Origin of the sequence: Pseudomonas sp. MCal1 (assembly GCF_026341415.1) — a bacterium.
Classification (GTDB): domain Bacteria; phylum Pseudomonadota; class Gammaproteobacteria; order Pseudomonadales; family Pseudomonadaceae; genus Aquipseudomonas.
Genome location: NZ_JAKUMP010000002.1, coordinates 126,319 through 144,399 on the forward strand (window position 1 = coordinate 126,319; position 18,081 = coordinate 144,399).

The 18,081-nt window shown below is 60.0% G+C and carries 16 protein-coding genes; 10 read left to right on the forward strand and 6 right to left on the reverse strand.

The features are described from left to right. Positions 1 to 2 precede the first annotated feature (2 nt). The 3 genes from MKZ87_RS03725 to pabB all read left to right on the forward strand — a co-directional run bounded on the left by MKZ87_RS03725 (position 3) and on the right by pabB (position 4,099). On the forward strand, positions 3 to 1,538 hold the full coding sequence (locus tag MKZ87_RS03725; protein WP_085700254.1) for an inactive transglutaminase family protein: 1,536 nt from the start codon (positions 3 to 5) through the stop codon (positions 1,536 to 1,538). Beyond that, positions 1,538 to 2,524, forward strand: a complete 987-nt coding sequence (locus MKZ87_RS03730) for an alpha-L-glutamate ligase-like protein (protein ID WP_085700255.1) — start codon at positions 1,538 to 1,540, stop codon at positions 2,522 to 2,524. Before MKZ87_RS03725 ends, MKZ87_RS03730 begins: the two co-directional genes overlap by 1 nt. A 231-nt stretch (positions 2,525 to 2,755) precedes the next feature. Further along, complete coding sequence (gene pabB, locus MKZ87_RS03735) at positions 2,756 to 4,099, forward strand: aminodeoxychorismate synthase component I (protein WP_085700256.1); 1,344 nt, start codon at positions 2,756 to 2,758, stop codon at positions 4,097 to 4,099. 155 nt (positions 4,100 to 4,254) lie between these two features. On the opposite strand, the gene thrH is transcribed toward pabB, so the two are convergent. Next, entirely contained in the window at positions 4,255 to 4,872 is a 618-nt protein-coding gene (thrH, locus tag MKZ87_RS03740) for a bifunctional phosphoserine phosphatase/homoserine phosphotransferase ThrH (RefSeq protein ID WP_085703553.1), read from the reverse strand. A 163-nt stretch (positions 4,873 to 5,035) separates the two neighbouring features. On the opposite strand from thrH, the gene MKZ87_RS03745 reads away from it, so the two are divergent. From MKZ87_RS03745 to MKZ87_RS03755, 3 genes are all read left to right on the forward strand, one after another. After that, entirely contained in the window at positions 5,036 to 5,770 is a 735-nt protein-coding gene (locus MKZ87_RS03745; protein ID WP_085700258.1) for a phosphoadenylyl-sulfate reductase, read from the forward strand. 511 nt (positions 5,771 to 6,281) lie between these two features. Beyond that, positions 6,282 to 7,826: an NCS1 family nucleobase:cation symporter-1 gene (locus MKZ87_RS03750; protein WP_085703554.1), complete on the forward strand. Its 1,545-nt coding sequence runs from the start codon at positions 6,282 to 6,284 to the stop codon at positions 7,824 to 7,826. A 54-nt stretch (positions 7,827 to 7,880) separates the two neighbouring features. Then, positions 7,881 to 8,609, forward strand: a complete 729-nt coding sequence (locus MKZ87_RS03755) for an aspartate/glutamate racemase family protein (RefSeq protein ID WP_085703555.1) — start codon at positions 7,881 to 7,883, stop codon at positions 8,607 to 8,609. Here the strand turns inward: MKZ87_RS03755 and MKZ87_RS03760 are convergent. Continuing rightward, positions 8,578 to 9,519, reverse strand: coding sequence for a LysR family transcriptional regulator (locus MKZ87_RS03760; protein ID WP_085700260.1), 942 nt, complete (start codon positions 9,517 to 9,519; stop codon positions 8,578 to 8,580). The two genes, MKZ87_RS03755 and MKZ87_RS03760, sit on opposite strands and share 32 nt — an antisense overlap. Before the next feature lie 125 nt (positions 9,520 to 9,644). Here MKZ87_RS03760 and MKZ87_RS03765 point away from each other — a divergent pair, with 125 nt between their 5' ends. Beyond that, positions 9,645 to 10,391 (forward strand): 3-oxoacyl-ACP reductase family protein, encoded by a 747-nt coding sequence (locus tag MKZ87_RS03765; RefSeq protein WP_085700261.1) that lies wholly within the window; start codon positions 9,645 to 9,647, stop codon positions 10,389 to 10,391. Positions 10,392 to 10,466: 75 nt separating this feature from the next. Here MKZ87_RS03765 and MKZ87_RS03770 read toward each other — a convergent pair whose 3' ends face one another. Further along, positions 10,467 to 11,162: an HAD-IA family hydrolase gene (locus tag MKZ87_RS03770; RefSeq protein WP_085700262.1), complete on the reverse strand. Its 696-nt coding sequence runs from the start codon at positions 11,160 to 11,162 to the stop codon at positions 10,467 to 10,469. A gap of 247 nt (positions 11,163 to 11,409) precedes the next feature. Between MKZ87_RS03770 and MKZ87_RS28975 the strand changes: the two genes are divergently transcribed. From MKZ87_RS28975 to MKZ87_RS03780, 3 genes are read left to right on the forward strand one after another with little or no spacing between them, the layout of a single operon-like run. Further along, positions 11,410 to 12,015, forward strand: coding sequence for a hypothetical protein (locus tag MKZ87_RS28975; RefSeq protein WP_416383542.1), 606 nt, complete (start codon positions 11,410 to 11,412; stop codon positions 12,013 to 12,015). Next, entirely contained in the window at positions 11,955 to 16,193 is a 4,239-nt protein-coding gene (locus MKZ87_RS03775; RefSeq protein WP_416383543.1) for an RHS repeat-associated core domain-containing protein, read from the forward strand. Before MKZ87_RS28975 ends, MKZ87_RS03775 begins: the two co-directional genes overlap by 61 nt. 2 nt (positions 16,194 to 16,195) lie before the next feature. Beyond that, on the forward strand, positions 16,196 to 16,600 hold the full coding sequence (locus MKZ87_RS03780) for an Imm50 family immunity protein (protein ID WP_085705286.1): 405 nt from the start codon (positions 16,196 to 16,198) through the stop codon (positions 16,598 to 16,600). A gap of 179 nt (positions 16,601 to 16,779) precedes the next feature. On the opposite strand, the gene MKZ87_RS03785 is transcribed toward MKZ87_RS03780, so the two are convergent. The 3 genes from MKZ87_RS03785 to MKZ87_RS03795 all read right to left on the reverse strand — a co-directional run bounded on the left by MKZ87_RS03785 (position 16,780) and on the right by MKZ87_RS03795 (position 17,997). Next, positions 16,780 to 16,944 (reverse strand): hypothetical protein, encoded by a 165-nt coding sequence (locus MKZ87_RS03785; RefSeq protein ID WP_170929804.1) that lies wholly within the window; start codon positions 16,942 to 16,944, stop codon positions 16,780 to 16,782. A gap of 124 nt (positions 16,945 to 17,068) precedes the next feature. Further along, on the reverse strand, positions 17,069 to 17,491 hold the full coding sequence (locus MKZ87_RS03790; protein WP_085701200.1) for a glycine zipper domain-containing protein: 423 nt from the start codon (positions 17,489 to 17,491) through the stop codon (positions 17,069 to 17,071). A 137-nt stretch (positions 17,492 to 17,628) separates the two neighbouring features. After that, complete coding sequence (locus MKZ87_RS03795) at positions 17,629 to 17,997, reverse strand: glycine zipper domain-containing protein (protein WP_039769955.1); 369 nt, start codon at positions 17,995 to 17,997, stop codon at positions 17,629 to 17,631. Between the last annotated feature and the right edge of the window lie 84 nt (positions 17,998 to 18,081).

An 18,081-nucleotide genomic window follows, 5' to 3' on the forward strand; every position in this document is an offset into this window, starting at 1 on the left:
CCATGCGTTCTCTAACCTTCCACCTGAAAGTCTTGATCACCATCCTGGTGTTGCTGGGCGTTTCGGTTACGGCCTATCAGATTTTCGTGCTCGGCATTCCGGTGACCGAAGATGCCACCGACGACTTGTGGAACATCGACGCCAAGGTCGAGTTCGTCGCCAGCACCAAGGATCCGGTGAAGATCCAGATGTTCGTGCCGCCCCTGAGCCGCGATTACGTCAGCCTCAATGAAAGCTTTATCTCCAACAATTACGGCGTGGCGGTCAACCGGGTCGACGGCAACCGCAAGGTCACGTGGTCGGCACGCCGGGCCAAGGGCAACCAGACCCTTTATTACCGTCTGGTGCTGACCAAGCGTTACACCGCTGAAAAAACCAAGATCAAGGGCCCGACGTTCCGTGACAGCATGGCCATCGAAGGCCCGGAAAAGATCGCCGCCGAAGCCCTGCTCGCCCCGATCCGCCAGCACTCGGCCGACGTCGAGACCTTCATTGGCGAAGCGATCAAACGCGTCAACAACGTCAACGACGACAACGTGAAACTGCTGCTGGCCGGCGATCCGTCGACGCCGCACAAAGCCAAAATCGTCGAATTGCTGCTGTCCATCGCCCACGTGCCGGTGGAAAAAGTCCACACCATCCGCCTCGTCGCCGATCAACCACAAACCCCTGAACTGTGGCTGCGCAGCTTCAACGGCACCGACTGGCTGTACTTCAACCCGGAAACCGGCGAGCAAGGCCTGCCCACTGACCGCCTGCTGTGGTGGAGCGGTGATGAAAACCTGATCACCGTCGACGGCGGCAAGAAAGCCAACGTGACCTTCAGCCTGAACAACAGCGAGATGAACGCGATTCGTCTGGCCAAGCTGACCGATGAAAACACCGACGCCAACTTCCTTGAATACTCGCTGTACGGCCTGCCGCTGCAAACCCAGCAGACCTTCATGATCATGGTGATGATCCCGATCGGCGTGCTGGTGATCCTGATCCTGCGCAACCTGATCGGCCTGCAGACCCTCGGCACGTTCACGCCGGTGCTGATCGCCCTGGCCTTCCGCGAGACGCAGTTGGGTTTCGGCATCCTGCTGTTTACCGTGATCACCGCACTTGGTTTGTCACTGCGCTCGTATCTGGAACATTTGAAGCTGCAAATGCTGCCGCGCCTGTCGGTGGTGCTGACCTTCGTGGTGGTGCTGATTGCGGCGATCAGCCTGTTCAGTCACAAGCTCGGACTTGAGCGCGGTCTGTCGGTAGCGCTGTTCCCGATGGTAATTCTGACCATGACCATCGAGCGCCTGTCGATCACCTGGGAAGAACGCGGCGCCAGCCATGCCATGAAAGTGGCGATCGGCACGCTGTTCGCGGCGTCCCTGGCGCACCTGATCATGACTGTTCCGGAACTGGTGTACTTCGTATTCACCTTCCCGGCGATCCTGCTGATTCTGGTGGGCTTCATGCTGGCCATGGGTCGCTACCGCGGTTATCGCCTGACCGAGCTGGTGCGTTTCAAGGCATTCCTGAAGAAGGCTGACGGCTGATGTTCGGTTTCTGGAAGACCTGGAAGGCCCTGGAAGCCCGGGGCATCATGGGCATCAATCGGCGTAACGCCGACTACGTGCTCAAGTACAACAAGCGCAGCCTGTACCCGATCGTCGATGACAAGATCATCACCAAGGAACGCGCAATCAAGGCCGGCATTCACGTGCCGGAACTGTATGGCGTGATTTCCACGGAGAAGGAAATCGACAAGCTCGGCGAGATCATCGGCGGGCGCAACGACTTCGTGATCAAGCCGGCCCAGGGCGCCGGCGGTGACGGCATCATCGTGGTCGCCGACCGTTTCGAGGGCCGCTATCGCACGGTGTCGGGCAAGATCATTGCCCATGAAGAGCTGGAGCATCATATCTCCAGCATCCTCACCGGTCTGTATTCGCTGGGCGGCCATCGCGATCGGGCGCTGATCGAATATCGGGTGACCCCGGACCAGATCTTCAAAAGCATCAGCTACGAAGGCGTGCCGGACATCCGCATCATCGTGCTGATGGGTTACCCGGTGATGGCGATGCTGCGCCTGCCGACCCGTCAATCCGGCGGCAAGGCCAACCTGCACCAGGGCGCCATCGGCGTCGGCGTCGACCTGGCTACCGGCCTGACCCTGCGCGGTACGTGGCTGAACAACATCATCACCAAACACCCGGACACCACCAACGCGGTGGACAGCGTGCAACTGCCCTACTGGGACGGTTTCATGAAGCTCGCGGCCGGTTGCTATGAGCTGTGTGGCCTGGGTTACATCGGCGTGGACATGGTGCTGGATCAGGAAAAAGGCCCGCTGATTCTGGAGCTGAATGCGCGGCCGGGGCTGAACATTCAGATTGCCAATGATTGCGGCCTGACGTTACGCACCCATGCGGTGGAAGCGCATCTGGAAGAGCTCAAGGCGCGCGGGGTGACGGAGTCGGTTGAAGAGCGCGTGGCGTTTGCTCAGGAGTTGTTTGGGCATGTTCCGGCGGTCGAAGGCTGACATCGTTCATGATCGTTCCCACGCTCCGCGTGGTAACGCCACCATGGACGCTCCGCGTCCATGGTGACGCGGAGCGTCACGGGATGCATTCCCACGCAGAGCGTGGGAACGATCAAGCGATCGAGCGCGATACCTGCCGCCAATCTGCCAATCCACGACATCCCCTCTAGGAGCCATTCCCGGAGGGGACTACAATCCCCTCCCCGCCTCGATGGCCGATCTGCCCCGCCCATGTTGACCTGTTCCGTACACCCGCTGCCCTACCGCGCCAACCCCGCCGACTATTTCGCGGCCGTCCGCCACGCGCCCGGCGCCGTGCTGCTCGACAGTGGCCGGCCGAGTGCCGACCGTGGCCGTTATGACCTGCTCAGTGCCTGGCCGCTGGAACAGCTGGCGGTTTTGCCGGACGAGCGCGGCGACCATTTCCTGCAACGTCTGCGGGACAATCTGACCCGATTGGGCGAAGCGCAATTGCCCGACGGGTACGAATTGCCCTTCGCTGGCGGCCTGATCGGTTACCTGAGCTACGACTTCGGTCGGCATCTGGAAAACCTGCCGAGCCAGGCCCGGGATGACCTGCAACTGCCCGATGCACGTTTTGGTCTGTACGACTGGGCCTTGATCAGCGATCACCAATCGGCCACCAGCCAATTGGTGTTTCACCCCTCTGTCAGCGCCAGCGAGAAACAGCGGCTGATCGATGTATTCAGCCAACCGGCAAGCACCGCTCTGACCCCGTTCAAGCTCAACAACCCGATGGCAGCCGATCTTTCGGCCGATGAATACCGTCAGGCATTCGAGCGCATCCAGCATTACATCCAGGCCGGCGACTGCTATCAGGTCAACTTCGCTCAACGTTTCCGCGCACCGTGCCAGGGCGATCCATGGCTGGCCTACTGCAAATTGCGCGAAGCCTGCCCGACACCGTTTTCAGGATTTCAGAGCCTGCCCGACGGCAATGCGGTGTTGAGCCTGTCGCCCGAGCGCTTCGTTAAAGTCAGCCAGCGTCAGGTGGAAACCCGCCCGATCAAGGGCACCCGCCCCCGTGGCGCGACCCCGGCCGAAGACGCGGCGAACGCTGCCGAACTGCTGGCCAGCCCGAAGGATCGCGCGGAAAACCTGATGATCGTCGACCTGCTGCGCAACGACCTGGGCCGCACTTGCCGCATCGGCTCGGTGCGGGTGCCGGAGTTGTTCAGCCTGGAAAGTTATCCGAACGTGCATCACCTGGTCAGCAGCGTGACCGGTGAGCTGGCGGAAGATCGCGACGCTCTTGACCTGATCGCCGGCAGCTTCCCCGGCGGCTCGATCACCGGCGCACCGAAGATCCGTGCGATGCAGATCATCGACGAACTGGAGCCGACCCGACGCGGTTTGTATTGCGGTTCGTTGCTGTACCTGGACGTGCGCGGCGAGATGGACAGCTCCATCGCCATTCGCAGTCTGCTGGTAAAGGATGGACAGGTGTGCTGCTGGGGCGGCGGCGGGATCGTCGCCGATTCGGACTGGCAGGCGGAGTATCAGGAGTCGATCACCAAGGTCAGAGTGCTGCTCGAAACCCTGCAGAACCTCTGACCAGGACGCTTGATCGTTCCCGTGTCGCGGCGACTGCGGTGATCGTTCCCACGCTCCCCGTGGGAATGCAGCCCGGGACGCTCTGCGTCCCAAAGCGGACGCAGAGCGTCCATTGAGGCATTCCCACGCAGAGCGTGGGAACGATCATGTGGTTGCTACAAAGTCAGGTCGCGGTTCGAAGCCTTGAGGAATTCCTGCTTCAACTCGGCAAACGTATGCACCGCCGGAAACTGCGGAAACTCGCGAATCACGTTATCCGGCGCATGGAACAGAATCCCCGCATCCGCTTCGCCCAGCATGCTGGTGTCGTTATAGGAATCCCCCGCCGCAATTACACGGTAATACAGGCTCTTGAAGGCCAGAACCGACTGACGCTTCGGATCTTTCTGACGCAACTGGTAGCTCGTCACCCGCCCGGTGTCATCGGTAATCAGTCGGTGACAGAGCAAGGTCGGAAAGCCCAGCTGACGCATCAGCGGCTGGGAAAACTCATAGAAGGTGTCCGACAGAATCACCACCTGAAACCGCTCGTGCAGCCAGTTGACGAACTCCGCAGCGCCGTCCAGTGGCTTGAGGGTGGCGATCACTTCCTGAATGTCCGAAAGTTTCAGGCCATGCTCGTCGAGGATGCGCAGGCGCTGCTTCATCAGCACGTCGTAGTCGGGAATGTCCCGGGTGGTGGCCTTGAGCGATTCGATTCCGGTTTTTTCGGCGAAGGCGATCCAGATTTCCGGCACCAGCACCCCTTCAAGATCAAGACAGGCGATTTCCACAAGACACTCCCGTTTGTAATGTTTATTGAGTCGAGCGAGCCCGAACTCTAGCGGCTCGACCTGGAGCGCGCAACGCAGAGGCTACCCCGGCGGACGTTGCTTTTTGTTACCATCGCCGCCATATAGAGCGCCCAGCGCCACCGACCTGTAGGAAGCCGCCCTGATGAGCCCAACGTTCGACGTCGTGGAACTCGCCACGACCTATGCCAACAAATCCGCGCAGGACATCCTCAAACTCGCGTTCGCCGAGTTCGGCGATGACCTGTGGATATCTTTCAGCGGCGCCGAGGATGTGGTGCTGGTGGACATGGCCTGGAAGCTGAACAAGAACGTCAAAGTGTTCAGTCTCGACACCGGCCGCCTGCATCCGGAGACCTACCGCTTCATCGATCAGGTGCGCGAGCACTACAAGATCGACATCGAACTGATCTCGCCGGACTACACGAAACTTGAACCGTTCGTGAAGGAAAAAGGCCTGTTCAGTTTCTACAAGGACGGCCATGGCGAATGCTGCGGGATCCGCAAGATCGAGCCGCTGCGCCGCAAACTGTCCGGCGTCAAAGCCTGGGCCACCGGCCAGCGCCGCGACCAGAGCCCCGGGACCCGCAGCGCTGTTGCGGTGATGGAAATCGATACAGCGTTCTCCACCCCGGAGCGCACCTTGTACAAATTCAACCCGCTTGCACAGATGACCAGTGAGGAAATCTGGGGCTACATCCGCATGCTGGAGCTGCCGTACAACAGTCTGCATGAGCGCGGTTTCATCAGCATCGGCTGCGAACCGTGCACCCGCCCTGTCCTGCCGAACCAGCACGAGCGAGAGGGTCGCTGGTGGTGGGAAGAAGCGACCCAGAAGGAATGCGGGTTGCATGCCGGGAATATCATCAGCAAGGGGTAAATCCCCAGCCCCGATGATGCGACTGTGGGAGCCAATCAGCTCCCACAGTGTTCTCTACCCGCCTTGAAAAATGTGTACACACGAATGTCACCATCGGTGCCATTTATGTGTGCACTTTTCGTTTCTGCGCCCTGAAAAGTTACATCAAGCTCCAGAAGCACTCCCTCCAGACGCTCGCAAAAATTCCTTTCGAAAAATAAATACCTGTTCGAACGGTCAATTTATATCGCCCGTATTTCAACGACTTGGCGCTCTTCAATAACTTTTCGAAATCAGCGGTCTTTTTCATAGATCGCGGACTGGCACAGATCTGGCTTTAGTGCATACATGTTTTGTATACAAAACCGCAAAACATGAACCCACACTTTCGATCCGCAAGCCTGAAGCGCCCTATCCCGTACAGGCTGCAGATGCCCCGTAACCAGTGATGTTCCAGCGCTGCGACGAAGATCTGCCGAGCCCGAGCGCTCATGCACAGTCATCGCCGCCTGAACATCAGGAGCCTGCCGGAATGCGTACGAGTCTCTCCAACAACAACATCGCGCTGAATCTGCCCGCCTCTTCCACCCTCGACCACAGCGCGCCCGGTGACGGCATCACCGAACCGCTGCAACTGAGCCCGCGTCTGCACAACAGTGACCTCGCACCGACCAGGGTCGAAGGACGGCGCTGGGGCAAATACAGCATCTTCGCCCTGTGGACCAACGATGTGCACAACATCGCCAACTACTCGTTTGCCATCGGTCTGTACGCCCTGGGGCTGGGCGGCTGGCAGATTCTGCTGTCGCTGGGGATCGGCGCGGCGCTGGTGTACTTCTTCATGAACCTGTCCGGTTACATGGGGCAGAAAACCGGCGTGCCGTTTCCGGTGATCAGCCGGATCAGTTTCGGCATTCACGGGGCGCAGATTCCTGCATTGATCCGGGCGGTGATCGCCATCGCCTGGTTCGGGATCCAGACGTACCTGGCGTCGGTGGTATTTCGCGTGTTGCTCACGGCGATCCATCCCGGATTCGCCGATTACGACCACAACTCGATCCTCGGCCTGTCGAGCCTGGGGTGGGTGTGTTTCGTGGCGATCTGGTTCGTGCAATTGGCGATCCTCGCCTACGGCATGGAAATGGTCCGCCGCTACGAAGCCTTCGCCGGGCCGGTGATTCTGCTGACCGTCGCCTGCCTCGCCGCGTGGATGTACACCCAGGCCAACGCGACCATCGCCTGGTCAATCCGCGAGCCACTGACCGGCGGCGAGATGTGGCGCAACATTTTTGCCGGCGGTGCCTTGTGGCTGGCGATCTACGGCACGCTGATCCTCAACTTTTGCGACTTCGCTCGTTCCTCGCCGTGCCGCAAAACGATCAAGGTCGGAAACTTCTGGGGTCTGCCGGTAAATATTCTGGTGTTCGCCGGGATCACCGTCCTGCTGTGCGGTGCGCAATTTCAGATCAACGGACGGATCATCGAAAGCCCGACCGAGATCATCGCTTCGATCCCCAATACGTTCTTTCTGGTGCTCGGCTGTCTGGCCTTTCTGATCGTCACCGTGGCGGTGAACATCATGGCCAACTTCGTCGCCCCGGCCTTCGTGCTCAGCAACCTGGCGCCGAAGTATCTGACTTTCCGTCGCGCCGGGCTGATCAGCGCAACGATTGCCGTGCTGATTCTGCCGTGGAATCTCTACAACAGCCCGCTGGTGATCGTGTATTTCCTGTCCGGCCTCGGCGCCCTGCTCGGCCCACTGTACGGCGTGATCATGGTCGACTACTGGCTGATCCGCAAAGGCCGGATCCATGTGCCGCAGCTGTACAGCGAAAGCCCGAACGGGGCGTATTACTACAGCCGCGGGGTCAATCTGCGGGCGGTCGCGGCATTCATTCCGGCCGCGCTCATCGCCATCGTCCTGGCACTGGTGCCGGGCTTCCATAACGTTTCACCCTTCTCCTGGCTGATCGGCGCCGGCATTGCCGGGATGCTCTACCTGATCATCGCCAAACGCCAGCCGCACTACGCCGATGTGGATGGTGAAGCCATTGCCGTCGACAACGTCAGCCACTGAATCTTTTGGCGGCTCTTCACAGGGCCGCAGAACCAACCGTAATAAGGACTTCCCATGCGAATTCTCGTGGTCAACGTCAACACCACCGAATCCATCACCCAGGCCATCGCCCGTTCGGCGCAGACTGTCGCCTCGCCCGGCACCGAGATTGTCGGCCTGACCCCGCATTTCGGCGCCGATTCAGTCGAGGGCAATTTCGAAAGTTATCTGGCCGCCATCGCCGTGATGGACCGGGTGATGTCCTACGACCAGCCGTTCGACGCCGTGATTCAGGCCGGCTACGGCGAACACGGTCGCGAAGGTTTGCAGGAACTGCTCAACGTACCCGTGGTGGACATCACCGATGCGGCGGCGAGCACTGCGATGTTTCTGGGCCATGCGTATTCGGTGGTCACCACACTGGATCGCACAGTGCCGCTGATCGAGGATCGGCTGAAACTGTCCGGCCTGTGGGACCGCTGCGCCTCGGTGCGCGCCAGTGGCCTGGCGGTTCTGGAGCTGGAGCACGAGCCGCAACGGGCGTTGGAAGCGATCGTGCATCAGGCGGAACTGGCGGTCATTCAGGATAAGGCCGAAGTGATCTGCCTCGGCTGCGGCGGCATGGCCGGACTTGATGAGAAGATTCGTCAGCGCACCGGAGTACCGGTGGTGGATGGCGTCACTGCGGCCGTGACCATCGCCGAATCGCTGGTGCGACTGGGGCTGTCGACATCCAAGGTGCGCACGTATGCGACGCCGCGTCCAAAAACCATCATCGGTTGGCCAGCTCGTTTTGCGCGTTGAACCGTTCGGCAAGGCCCAGGGTTGAAAACTGCTCGATGACAAAATCGACGAACGCACGAGTCTTGCCCGGCAACAGTTTGTGTTCAGCGTAATAGATGGAGATGTTGCCATCGTCGACGTACCAGTCCGGCAGGACGCGCTGCAAAGTCCCCGCCTCAAGGTAGCCGACGGCGAACGGCATGCTCACCAGCGCGATCCCCAACCCCTGCGCCGCCGTGGCGCAGGCGGCTTCGGAATCGCTCATGGTCATTCGGGCCTTGAGGGTCAGAGGGCTGTGTGGTCGGGTGCGATGCGTCAGCTGCCAGGAGCGTACACGCCCGGTTTGCGGTGAGCGGATCAGGATGCCGTCGTGCAACTTAAGGTCGTCCGGCTCGTTGATCGGTGCGTACCGATCCAGATAATCGGCGCAAGCCACCAATACCCGATGCGCCGGCGTCAGCCTGCGCGCCACCACGCCTTGGGGCAATTCGAAACCACCACCAATCGCCGCATCGAAACCCTGGCCGATCAAATCGACCTGACGGTTATCGAAGTGCCAGTCCGGGTTGATCGCCGGAAACCTTTTCAGGAACTCTCCCAACAACGGCACGATGTACAAGCGGCCGAACACCGTGCCCATGCTGACTTTCAGTGTGCCCGCCGGTTGCCCGCCAGCGCTGGCCAGATTGTTTACCGCATTCTGGATGGTGGTCAGGCTGCCGCTGACCTCACTCAGAAACAATTGCCCCGCTTCCGTCAGAGTCAACCGACGGGTGCTACGCTGGAACAGCCTCACGCCGAGGCGCACTTCCAGTTTCGCCACGCTTTTGCCCACGGCGGCCGGTGTCAGGCTCAGGCGTCGTGCGGCTTCGGCAAAGCTGCCGACTTCGGCGCTGCGCACGAAGCATTCGATACTGCTGAAGGTTTCCATGGCCACCACTCTAAACTTTTGGTTTACACAGACTATAGCAACCACGGTCTACTCGCCTGGGGGCGAGAGGCAGATACTCGACACCACACCAAGGCAGCCCGCCTTGAAACTTCTGGAGATCGAACATGACCACTCAACACCTCAGCGGTAAAGTCGCTCTGATTCAAGGCGGCTCTCGCGGCATCGGTGCCGCCATTGTCAAACGTCTGGCCGCTGAAGGCGCCGCGGTTGCCTTTACCTACGTCAGCTCGGCCGCCAAGGCTGAAGAACTGCAAAACAGCATCACTGCCACCGGCGGCAAAGCCCTGGCGATCAAGGCTGACAGCGCCGACGCCGACGCCATCCGCAACGCGGTGAACGCCACTGTCGAAACCTTTGGCCGCCTCGACATTCTGGTCAACAACGCCGGTGTGCTGGCCGTCGCGCCGCTGGAAGACTTCAAACTGGAAGACTTCGACCAGACCCTGGCAATCAACGTACGCAGCGTGTTCATCGCCAGCCAGGAAGCCGCCAAACACATGGGCGAAGGCTCGCGCATCATCAACATCGGCAGCACCAACGCCGACCGCATGCCCTTCGCCGGTGGCGGCGTGTATGCGATGAGCAAGTCCGCCCTGGTCGGCCTGACCAAAGGCCTGGCCCGCGACCTCGGTCCACGCGGTATCACCATCAACAACGTGCAACCCGGCCCGGTCGATACCGACATGAACCCGGCTCACGGCGATTTTGCCGACAGTCTGATACCGTTGATGGCAGTGGGTCGCTACGGCAAGGCCGAAGAGATCGCCAGCTTCGTTGCCTACCTGGCAAGCCCGGAGGCTGGTTACATCACCGGTGCGAGCCTGACCATCGATGGCGGTTTCGGCGCCTGATTGATCAGATGGTCGATAACGAAAAACGCCGCCCTCCTTTAACAGAGGGGCGGCGTTTTTATGTCGGCGGTTTGATCAGGCCCAGTCGAGCGCCGGCAATCCGCATGCACTCGGCGTGAACGCTTTCAATGTACGAAGAATCCCGTCGGCGTGTGCGTATTTTTCATCGGCCATGGCGGCATCGGGAATGGCGATGGCGGTCATGCCGGCTGCTTTCGCGGCTGTCACGCCGAACGGTGAATCTTCGAACACCAGGCAATCTTGCGGCGCAACACCCAGGCGCCGAGCGGCGGTGAGGAAGATGTCCGGCGCCGGCTTGGCCGCGCCGACTTCCGGATCGTCAGCGGTAACAATGAAGTCGAACAACGCGAACCAGTCGCGGTGCAACGTGGTTTTCTGACCGAACGACTGGCGCGATGAACTGGTGCCGACCGCAATCGGAATGTTGTGCGCCTTGAGGTGGCGGATCAGTTCCTCGGCACCCGGCATCGCCTGCGCGGTGGGAAAGCGCTCGCGCATCAGTGGCTCGCGGATCACCAGAAACTCTTCGGCGGTAATCGGCAGATCCAGCGCCTCGACCACATAACGGGCCAGATCACCGGCGCCACGCCCGATAATGTTCTGCTTGATGCTCCAGTCGAACGTGCGCCCGTAACGCTCGGCAATCAGCGAGGTGACCTCGGTGTAGATGCCTTCGGTGTCCAGCAGCAAACCGTCCATATCGAAAATCACGGCCTTGATCGGGCCGAACGCCTTCAGCGGTGCATTCATCATCGGATCCGTTATCAAAGACATCCCGGGCGGCGTGGGGAGCGCCGCTGCTCGGATCTGATTAAAGGTTTCAGCAGCATAACGAGCGTGGCCGAGGTTGAGCAACGGGCAATGTCGGTTGTCCGCCGAACGCTCTCCCGCACATTTAGAGAATTGCCCTACAGACATCGCCTACTCGGCTGACTTCTTTCCTGTTTGATCCCCCGCAAAGTTTCGCGCCATTCCCCTGATGCGCGCGAGTGACTGCATGCTTCCATCTGACCAGCTCCTGAAACTGAACAACAGCATTGGTTTGCTGGTGGTCGCTGCGCTGAACCCTGACAAGCCTGACGTCGAAAAGCTGGTTCGTGAGTTTCGCCTTTGTCTCAACAACTATGACGCCTGGGCCGAGCAGTTCTGGACGGTAACCGCGCTGGGTGTCGAGCAAGTGTTCCAGGTCGGCAACGACGTCCGGCTCAGTGCACCGGTTACCAGCCGCAAACCCATCAGTTCCTCCGTGGCCATGTGCTCCGCCACGGGCTCCCTGACGCTGGTGCACATGTTCGAAGCCGCGCGGTTTGTGCCGATCGGCGATACGCCCGTGATCCTTGAACCGGTCATTTCCGACGTCGACGGTGTTCCGGGTTTTGGCGAACCGCGGCGTTACACCATCGGCCCCGGCGGCATTCTCAAGGTCGACGACTGCGACCGGGGCCAGCGTTATCGCATCACCTTCTTTCCCGATGTTTCCGCGGCGCATATCCAGACGTTGTACGCCTCGTATCAGGGCCTTCTTATGGTCTGGAAGGCTGGTTGCGTGAGGAATGGAAAGGGTTTCAACCGCAGTGGACGGAGTTTTCCAGCGCCGGTTTAAGCGAGCGTTACGGGCAGTTGCAACAGGCTGACTGGCACGGTTTCGAATCCGCGCTGAACGGTGTCTGGGATGACGTGAAACAGCTGTTTGCCTTGCTCGCCGACTTGCAGGCCAACAGTGAAAAACTTCTGCAATACCTGTCCAGCGTTGAACTGGATGCCTTGCTCGAGGCGTCCACCGAGGCCATCGCCAACGGCCTGCTGATGCTCAGCGACGAGCCGTTGCTGTTCATTTACCTGGCGGCCTTTACCAGTTGGCTGAAGATGTTGCCGCCGCAGTTTCTGGCCGAGGTGGTGGCTGAGGTACGCGCTGAACTTCTGGTCAGTTTTCTGCTGATGTGCGTGTCAGGTGGCATGGGTGTGCCGCTTCAGTTGAGCACCAAAGTACTGGGCAAGATCAAATCGTCGCGTGCCCGGGAATGGCTGGCGGCTTCGGCGTTGCGACTGGCGCAGATGACCTCGGCGCCCGATCTGACCCGACATGCGGGTGCGTTGAAGCCGTTGATGGTTAATGCGCGGCAGGCGCCGTTGCGACCAACACCCGCTGTCCCGCTGGAGATTCGCACGGCGGATGCACAGATGCTGACGGTTGCGAATCCGGCCGCCATTGTCCGTGACAAGTCCCACGGCATGACGCGAATGGAACGGCATGAGCCTCGCGATGATGCTTCGGATCAGGCGAAAAATCCCAACGGTGACAGCGCCGATTGTGCGCCGTTGACCTGCACCAACGGCTGTCCGGTGTCGATGGTCACCGGGGAAGAACTGCTGACGTTGACTGACGGTGTACTCGATGGGCTGTTGCCGTTCGAGTTCAGCCGCTTGTATCGCAGCAGTGCGGCTGAGATCGATGCTGGATTGGGGTTTGGCTGGAGCCATTCGCTGGCGCATCGTCTGGAGGTTGATGGCGCGGCGGTGGTCTGGGTCGACCATGAAAACCGGCGCACGCGGTTTCCGTTGCCGAGCGTTGAGCGGCCGGCGATTCACAACAGTCTGTCGCGGGCGGCGATCTTTCTCGGGGATGAACCGGAAGAGTTGATCGTTGCGCTGGCGGGTGAGGCCGCGCGGTTTTATCACTTTCGGGTTGGGCGTCTGACCGCCATCAGCGATGCGTACGGCAATCGTCTGACGGTGCATCGGGATCTTTCCGACCGGATTCAGCGACTGGATAACGGGGCCGGTCGGTCGTTGTTGCTGCGCTATGAGCGGGCGCATCTGGTCGCGGTCGATTATCAGGTCTGGTGCGAGGCGGCCTGGCGTACCGAGCAGACGCTGGCCAGTTACCGCTTTGATGCCCGCCATCGATTGATCGAGGCGACCAACGCGGTCGGCGAAAGCGAGCGTTACGACTACGACGACCGGCACGTCATCCTGCAACGGCAACTGGCTGGCGGTGCGAGCTTCTTCTGGGCATGGGAGCGGTCCGGCAAGGCGGCGCGTTGCGTGCGGCACTGGGCGTCGTTTTCGCAGATGGACACGCGTTACGTGTGGGATGACGCCGGCAGCGTCACCGTGCATTACGTCGATGGGACTGAAGAAACTTACGTCCACGACGACACGGCGCGGCTGGTGCGTCAGGTGTCGGCGGACGGGGGCGAGCAGCTCAAGGCCTACGATTCGGCGGGCCGGCTGGTCGCCGAGCAGGATGCGCTGGGCGCGGTCACCGAGTACCGCTACGACGATGCCGGACGGCTGATCGCGCTGATTCCGCCGGACGATGCGCCGACGTCCTACGAGTACCGTAACGGTTTCCTGCACAGCCGTTCACGCGGCGATGCCGTTTGGACGTACCGGCGCAATGCTCAGGGTGACGTCACCGAGGCGGTCGATCCCGACGGTCATGTCACCCATTACCACTTTGACGCGCAGGGGCGGTTGCGGTCGATCCGTTATCCGGACAGTGGTCGCCATGTGTTCGTCTGGAACGACCTGGGTCAACTGGTCGAGGAAAGTCTGCCGGACGGCGGGGTTCGGAAGTTTTCCTACGACGCCTTGGGGCGGCGGACGACGGTTCAGGACGAGCATGGTGCGGTCACTCGCCACGCCTGGGACGCCGTTGGCCGGCTGATCCAGACGACGCTGCCTACCGGAGCCACCCGCGCCTGGTCCTACAGCGCCTATGGCCAGATCACCGCCGAACGCGATGAACAGGGGCGCATCACCCGTTACGAGTATGACGACGACCTGCACCTGGTCAGCCGCCGGATCAACCCGGACGGTACACGAGTGCAGTACCGCTACGACCATGCGCAGCTGCTGCTCACGGAAATCGAGAACGAGTCCGGCGAAAAGTACCGGCTGGACTACACGCCGACCGGACTGATCCGACAGGAAACCGGCTTCGATGGCCGGCGCACCGCGTACGTCTATGACCGCAACGGCCATCTGCTGGAAAAGACCGAGTTCGGCGACGACGGCTCGACGCTGGTCACCGCTTACCAACGCGACAGCGCCGGACGTCTGCTGCTCAAGACCCTGCCGGACGGGGTCGAGGTCAGCTATCGCTATGACCGCCTCGGTCGTCTGGTTGGCGTGGATGACGGCCAGGATCACCCGCTGGCCTTCGAATACGACCTGCAGGATCGGCTGGTGCGCGAGCATCAGGGCTGGGGCACCCTGCGTTACACCTATGACGCCTGCGGCCAACTGACCCGCCTGCGCCTGCCGGACAACAGCAAGCTCGATTACCACTACGCCAAGGGCGGTGCGCTGACCGCGATCGACCTCAACGGCGCCTTGCTGACCCGCCACGTCTACCAGAACGGCCGCGAACAGCAGCGCCAGCAAGGCCTGCTGCTCAGCGAATATGCCTACGACGAACAGGGCCGCTTGCAGTCCCACGCCGTAGGCCATCAACGCAGCGCGCTGTACCGCCGCGACTTTGCCTACAGCGCCAACGGCAACCTCGAACACATTGCCGACACCCGCCACGGCCAGCGCAGCTACACCTACGACGCCCTCGACCGGCTGATTCGCGTGCGCCACACCCGCGACGATGTGCCGGAAAACTTCGCCCACGACCCGGCCGGCAACCTGCTGATGCAGGACCGCCCCGGCCCGACCCAGATCAAGGGCAACCGCCTGTTGATGCAGGGCGACCGCCATTACGACTACGACGCCTTCGGCAACCTGATCCGCGAACGCCGCGGCCGCGGCCAACAACTCGTCACCGAATACCGCTACGACAGCCAGCACCGCCTGATCGGCCTTACCCGCCCCGACGGCACCAGCGCGACCTACCAATACGACGCCTTCGGCCGGCGCATCCGCAAGACCGTCGACGGCCAGACCACCGAGTTCTTCTGGCAAGGCGACCACCTGATCGCCGAAAGCAGCGAACAACAACACCGCAGCTTCATCTACGAACCGGGGACCTTCCGCCCGCTGGCGATGCTCGACGGCAAAGGCCCGAAACGCGCCTGCCCGTTCTACTACCAACTCGACCACCTCGGCACGCCGCAGGAGTTGACCGACTACAGCGGCGACATCGTCTGGTCGGCCAAATACAGCGCCTACGGCAAGGTCACCTCGCTGGAACTGGCGACCGAGGACTACCTGAACCAGCCTCTGCGCTTTCAGGGGCAGTACTTCGATGACGAAAGCGGACTGCATTACAACCGGCACCGGTATTACGACCCGGAGGTGGGCCGGTACCTGACGCCGGATCCGGTGAAGCTGGCCGGGGGGCTGAACCAGTACCGGTACGTGCCGAATCCCACGGGGTGGGTGGATCCGTTGGGATTGACGTCCAATTGTCCGCCCAAAAATGGGAAATCAGTTGCTTGTTCAGATTTTGGTGAGGTTGAGCTTCCGAATGTTTCCAGACGCGGCGCTTTCAGACAGGCAAAAGCTGATGCAGGGATTCCAAAAGGTCAACAGCCAGACGTACAGTTTGACGAGATCAGTGGCAAACCAGGTCAGTTTATTTACATCAACATGACCGATATAAACGGCAGAAGCATCTTGAACGACTCCGGCATACCCATTAGAACTAGGCAGTATATGTATACTCGAGAGGATGGTTTCAAGCTCATATTGCAAGATCACTCTGCCGGGCATAAATTCGGCGATCCTAGGAAAACTGGAGATCAAGGACCACATTTCAACATCCGCCCCGCAGCCAACCCAAGAACTGGAAAAGTTAAAAATACAGACGAGCACTATCCTTTTAGGAAATAACCATGAAGCACTGGACCGATGTAGCAGAAAGCACTTTTTTCAACATGATCTTTAGCTCCCCAATAGCCATTGGAGAAATTAAACTTTTCATCTTAAATATCGACAACAATTACTCGACCGTCACCTTAGGTTTCGACATACCTGAAATCCCGGACACTCCTCCGAAAAAATGGGAAAAAATGGGATTTAACGCTTGCCGCATAGGTATAACATGCAGCGAAATAGAGGATTTGGCATTACACAATTTACCTACAGACAAAAACCTGAGGTTAACCATCAAAAATACTGGTTCACGGTTTGAAGTTTCGGCCGTCTCTGATAACTCATCGATACACTTCACGACCGCTTTTATATGCCTTCGCGAACCTACGGTTTATCTGACCACCACTCCACTCCATGAAACTTAATTAAAACCTTAAGACCTGAAACTTTAACTTCCATCGCGATATATTTTATTTGGTAGATTTGCGATTTTTTTTATAAAGAGACATGCTCAACCACTTTATTTTGTTTCAGTTGAGATTACTTAAATCTAACGAACAGCACACCAAAAAATCGCTGCAGGAAAATTGATGCGAGTGCCCCATCACTCATCATCATCAAAATCCTCATACTCAAGCTCGTCCTCACCCTCCATAAGCGGAACCGTCGCATCATCCATCAACGACCCCGGATCTTCATTCCCCGGATCATTGATAAACGGCAATCCGCTCGGGCCTTTTTCTTCCTTGCCTTCGGTTTCAGGAGTCATGGCGTACCTCGTCAATTGCATTCGTATACGACGTTCGAAAAGTATGGTCGCCATTCGTTCCTGCGCATGACGCGCAGGCGTAAAAAAACCCGGCTTAAAACCGGGTTTCTGTAGAACCCATCACTCAACGATGACGGTTCTTGTGTTTGTACTTGTGCTTGTGGCCACCACCGGAATGCGACTTGCCGCCATCGTCCCCCAGGTTGTTACCGACCGCACCACCCGCCGCGCCGCCCAGCCCTGCGCCGATGGTCGAACCGGTCGAGCCACCGAGGCTGTTGCCGACCACTGAACCGCCTGCGGCGCCGAGGCCGCCGCCAATGGCGGCTTCCGTACGATTGCGTTTGTTCGCTCCAACGGCACTGCCGGCCGCACCGCCAACGCCAGCACCTACCGCCGCGCCGGTACTGCCACCGAGCTGGCCGCCGACCACATTGCCCAACGCGCCACCCAATCCGCCACCCACGGCGGCAGTGCCATCGCCGGCGGCCATGGCACCTTGGGCCACGAACAATCCCAAAACCAATGCGGATAATGTCAATCGCATACAGACCTCACAGGTCCCGAGTCGGGACGGTACGCCCGCGGAGGGGGCTATGTGGTATTGGAGGCGCATCCGGCAAAAACGTTCAGCAACGAAAAGGCCCGGCATGAAGCCGGGCCTTTTCAGTCACGCGTTGGCAATCAGTGACGCTTATGGCCCTTGGACAGATTGCTGCCCACCGCGCCACCGGCTGCGCCGCCCAGGCCAGCACCGATGGTGGCGCCGGTCTTGCCGCCCAGGCTGTTACCGATCACCGAACCGCCTGCCGCACCGACACCGCCGCCAATGGCCGCTTTGGTACGAGCCCCTTTCTTGGCAGCCAATGCGCTGCCGGCCGCACCTGCCACACCTGCACCAATCGCTGCACCGGTGCTGCCGCCCATTTTCTGACCAACCACGTTACCCAGAGCGCCGCCCAGACCGCCACCCAATGCGGCGGTACCGTCGCCAGCCATCGCACCTTGAGCAACCAGAAGCCCCAGAACCAGAGCAGGCAGAGTTAAACGCATGACGAAAAACCTCAACAGAAGGAATAAAAAAGGTCGCAGATTGAATGCTCTTGCCGCGTCAATGTCCAGCGTCGCAACGCGCTT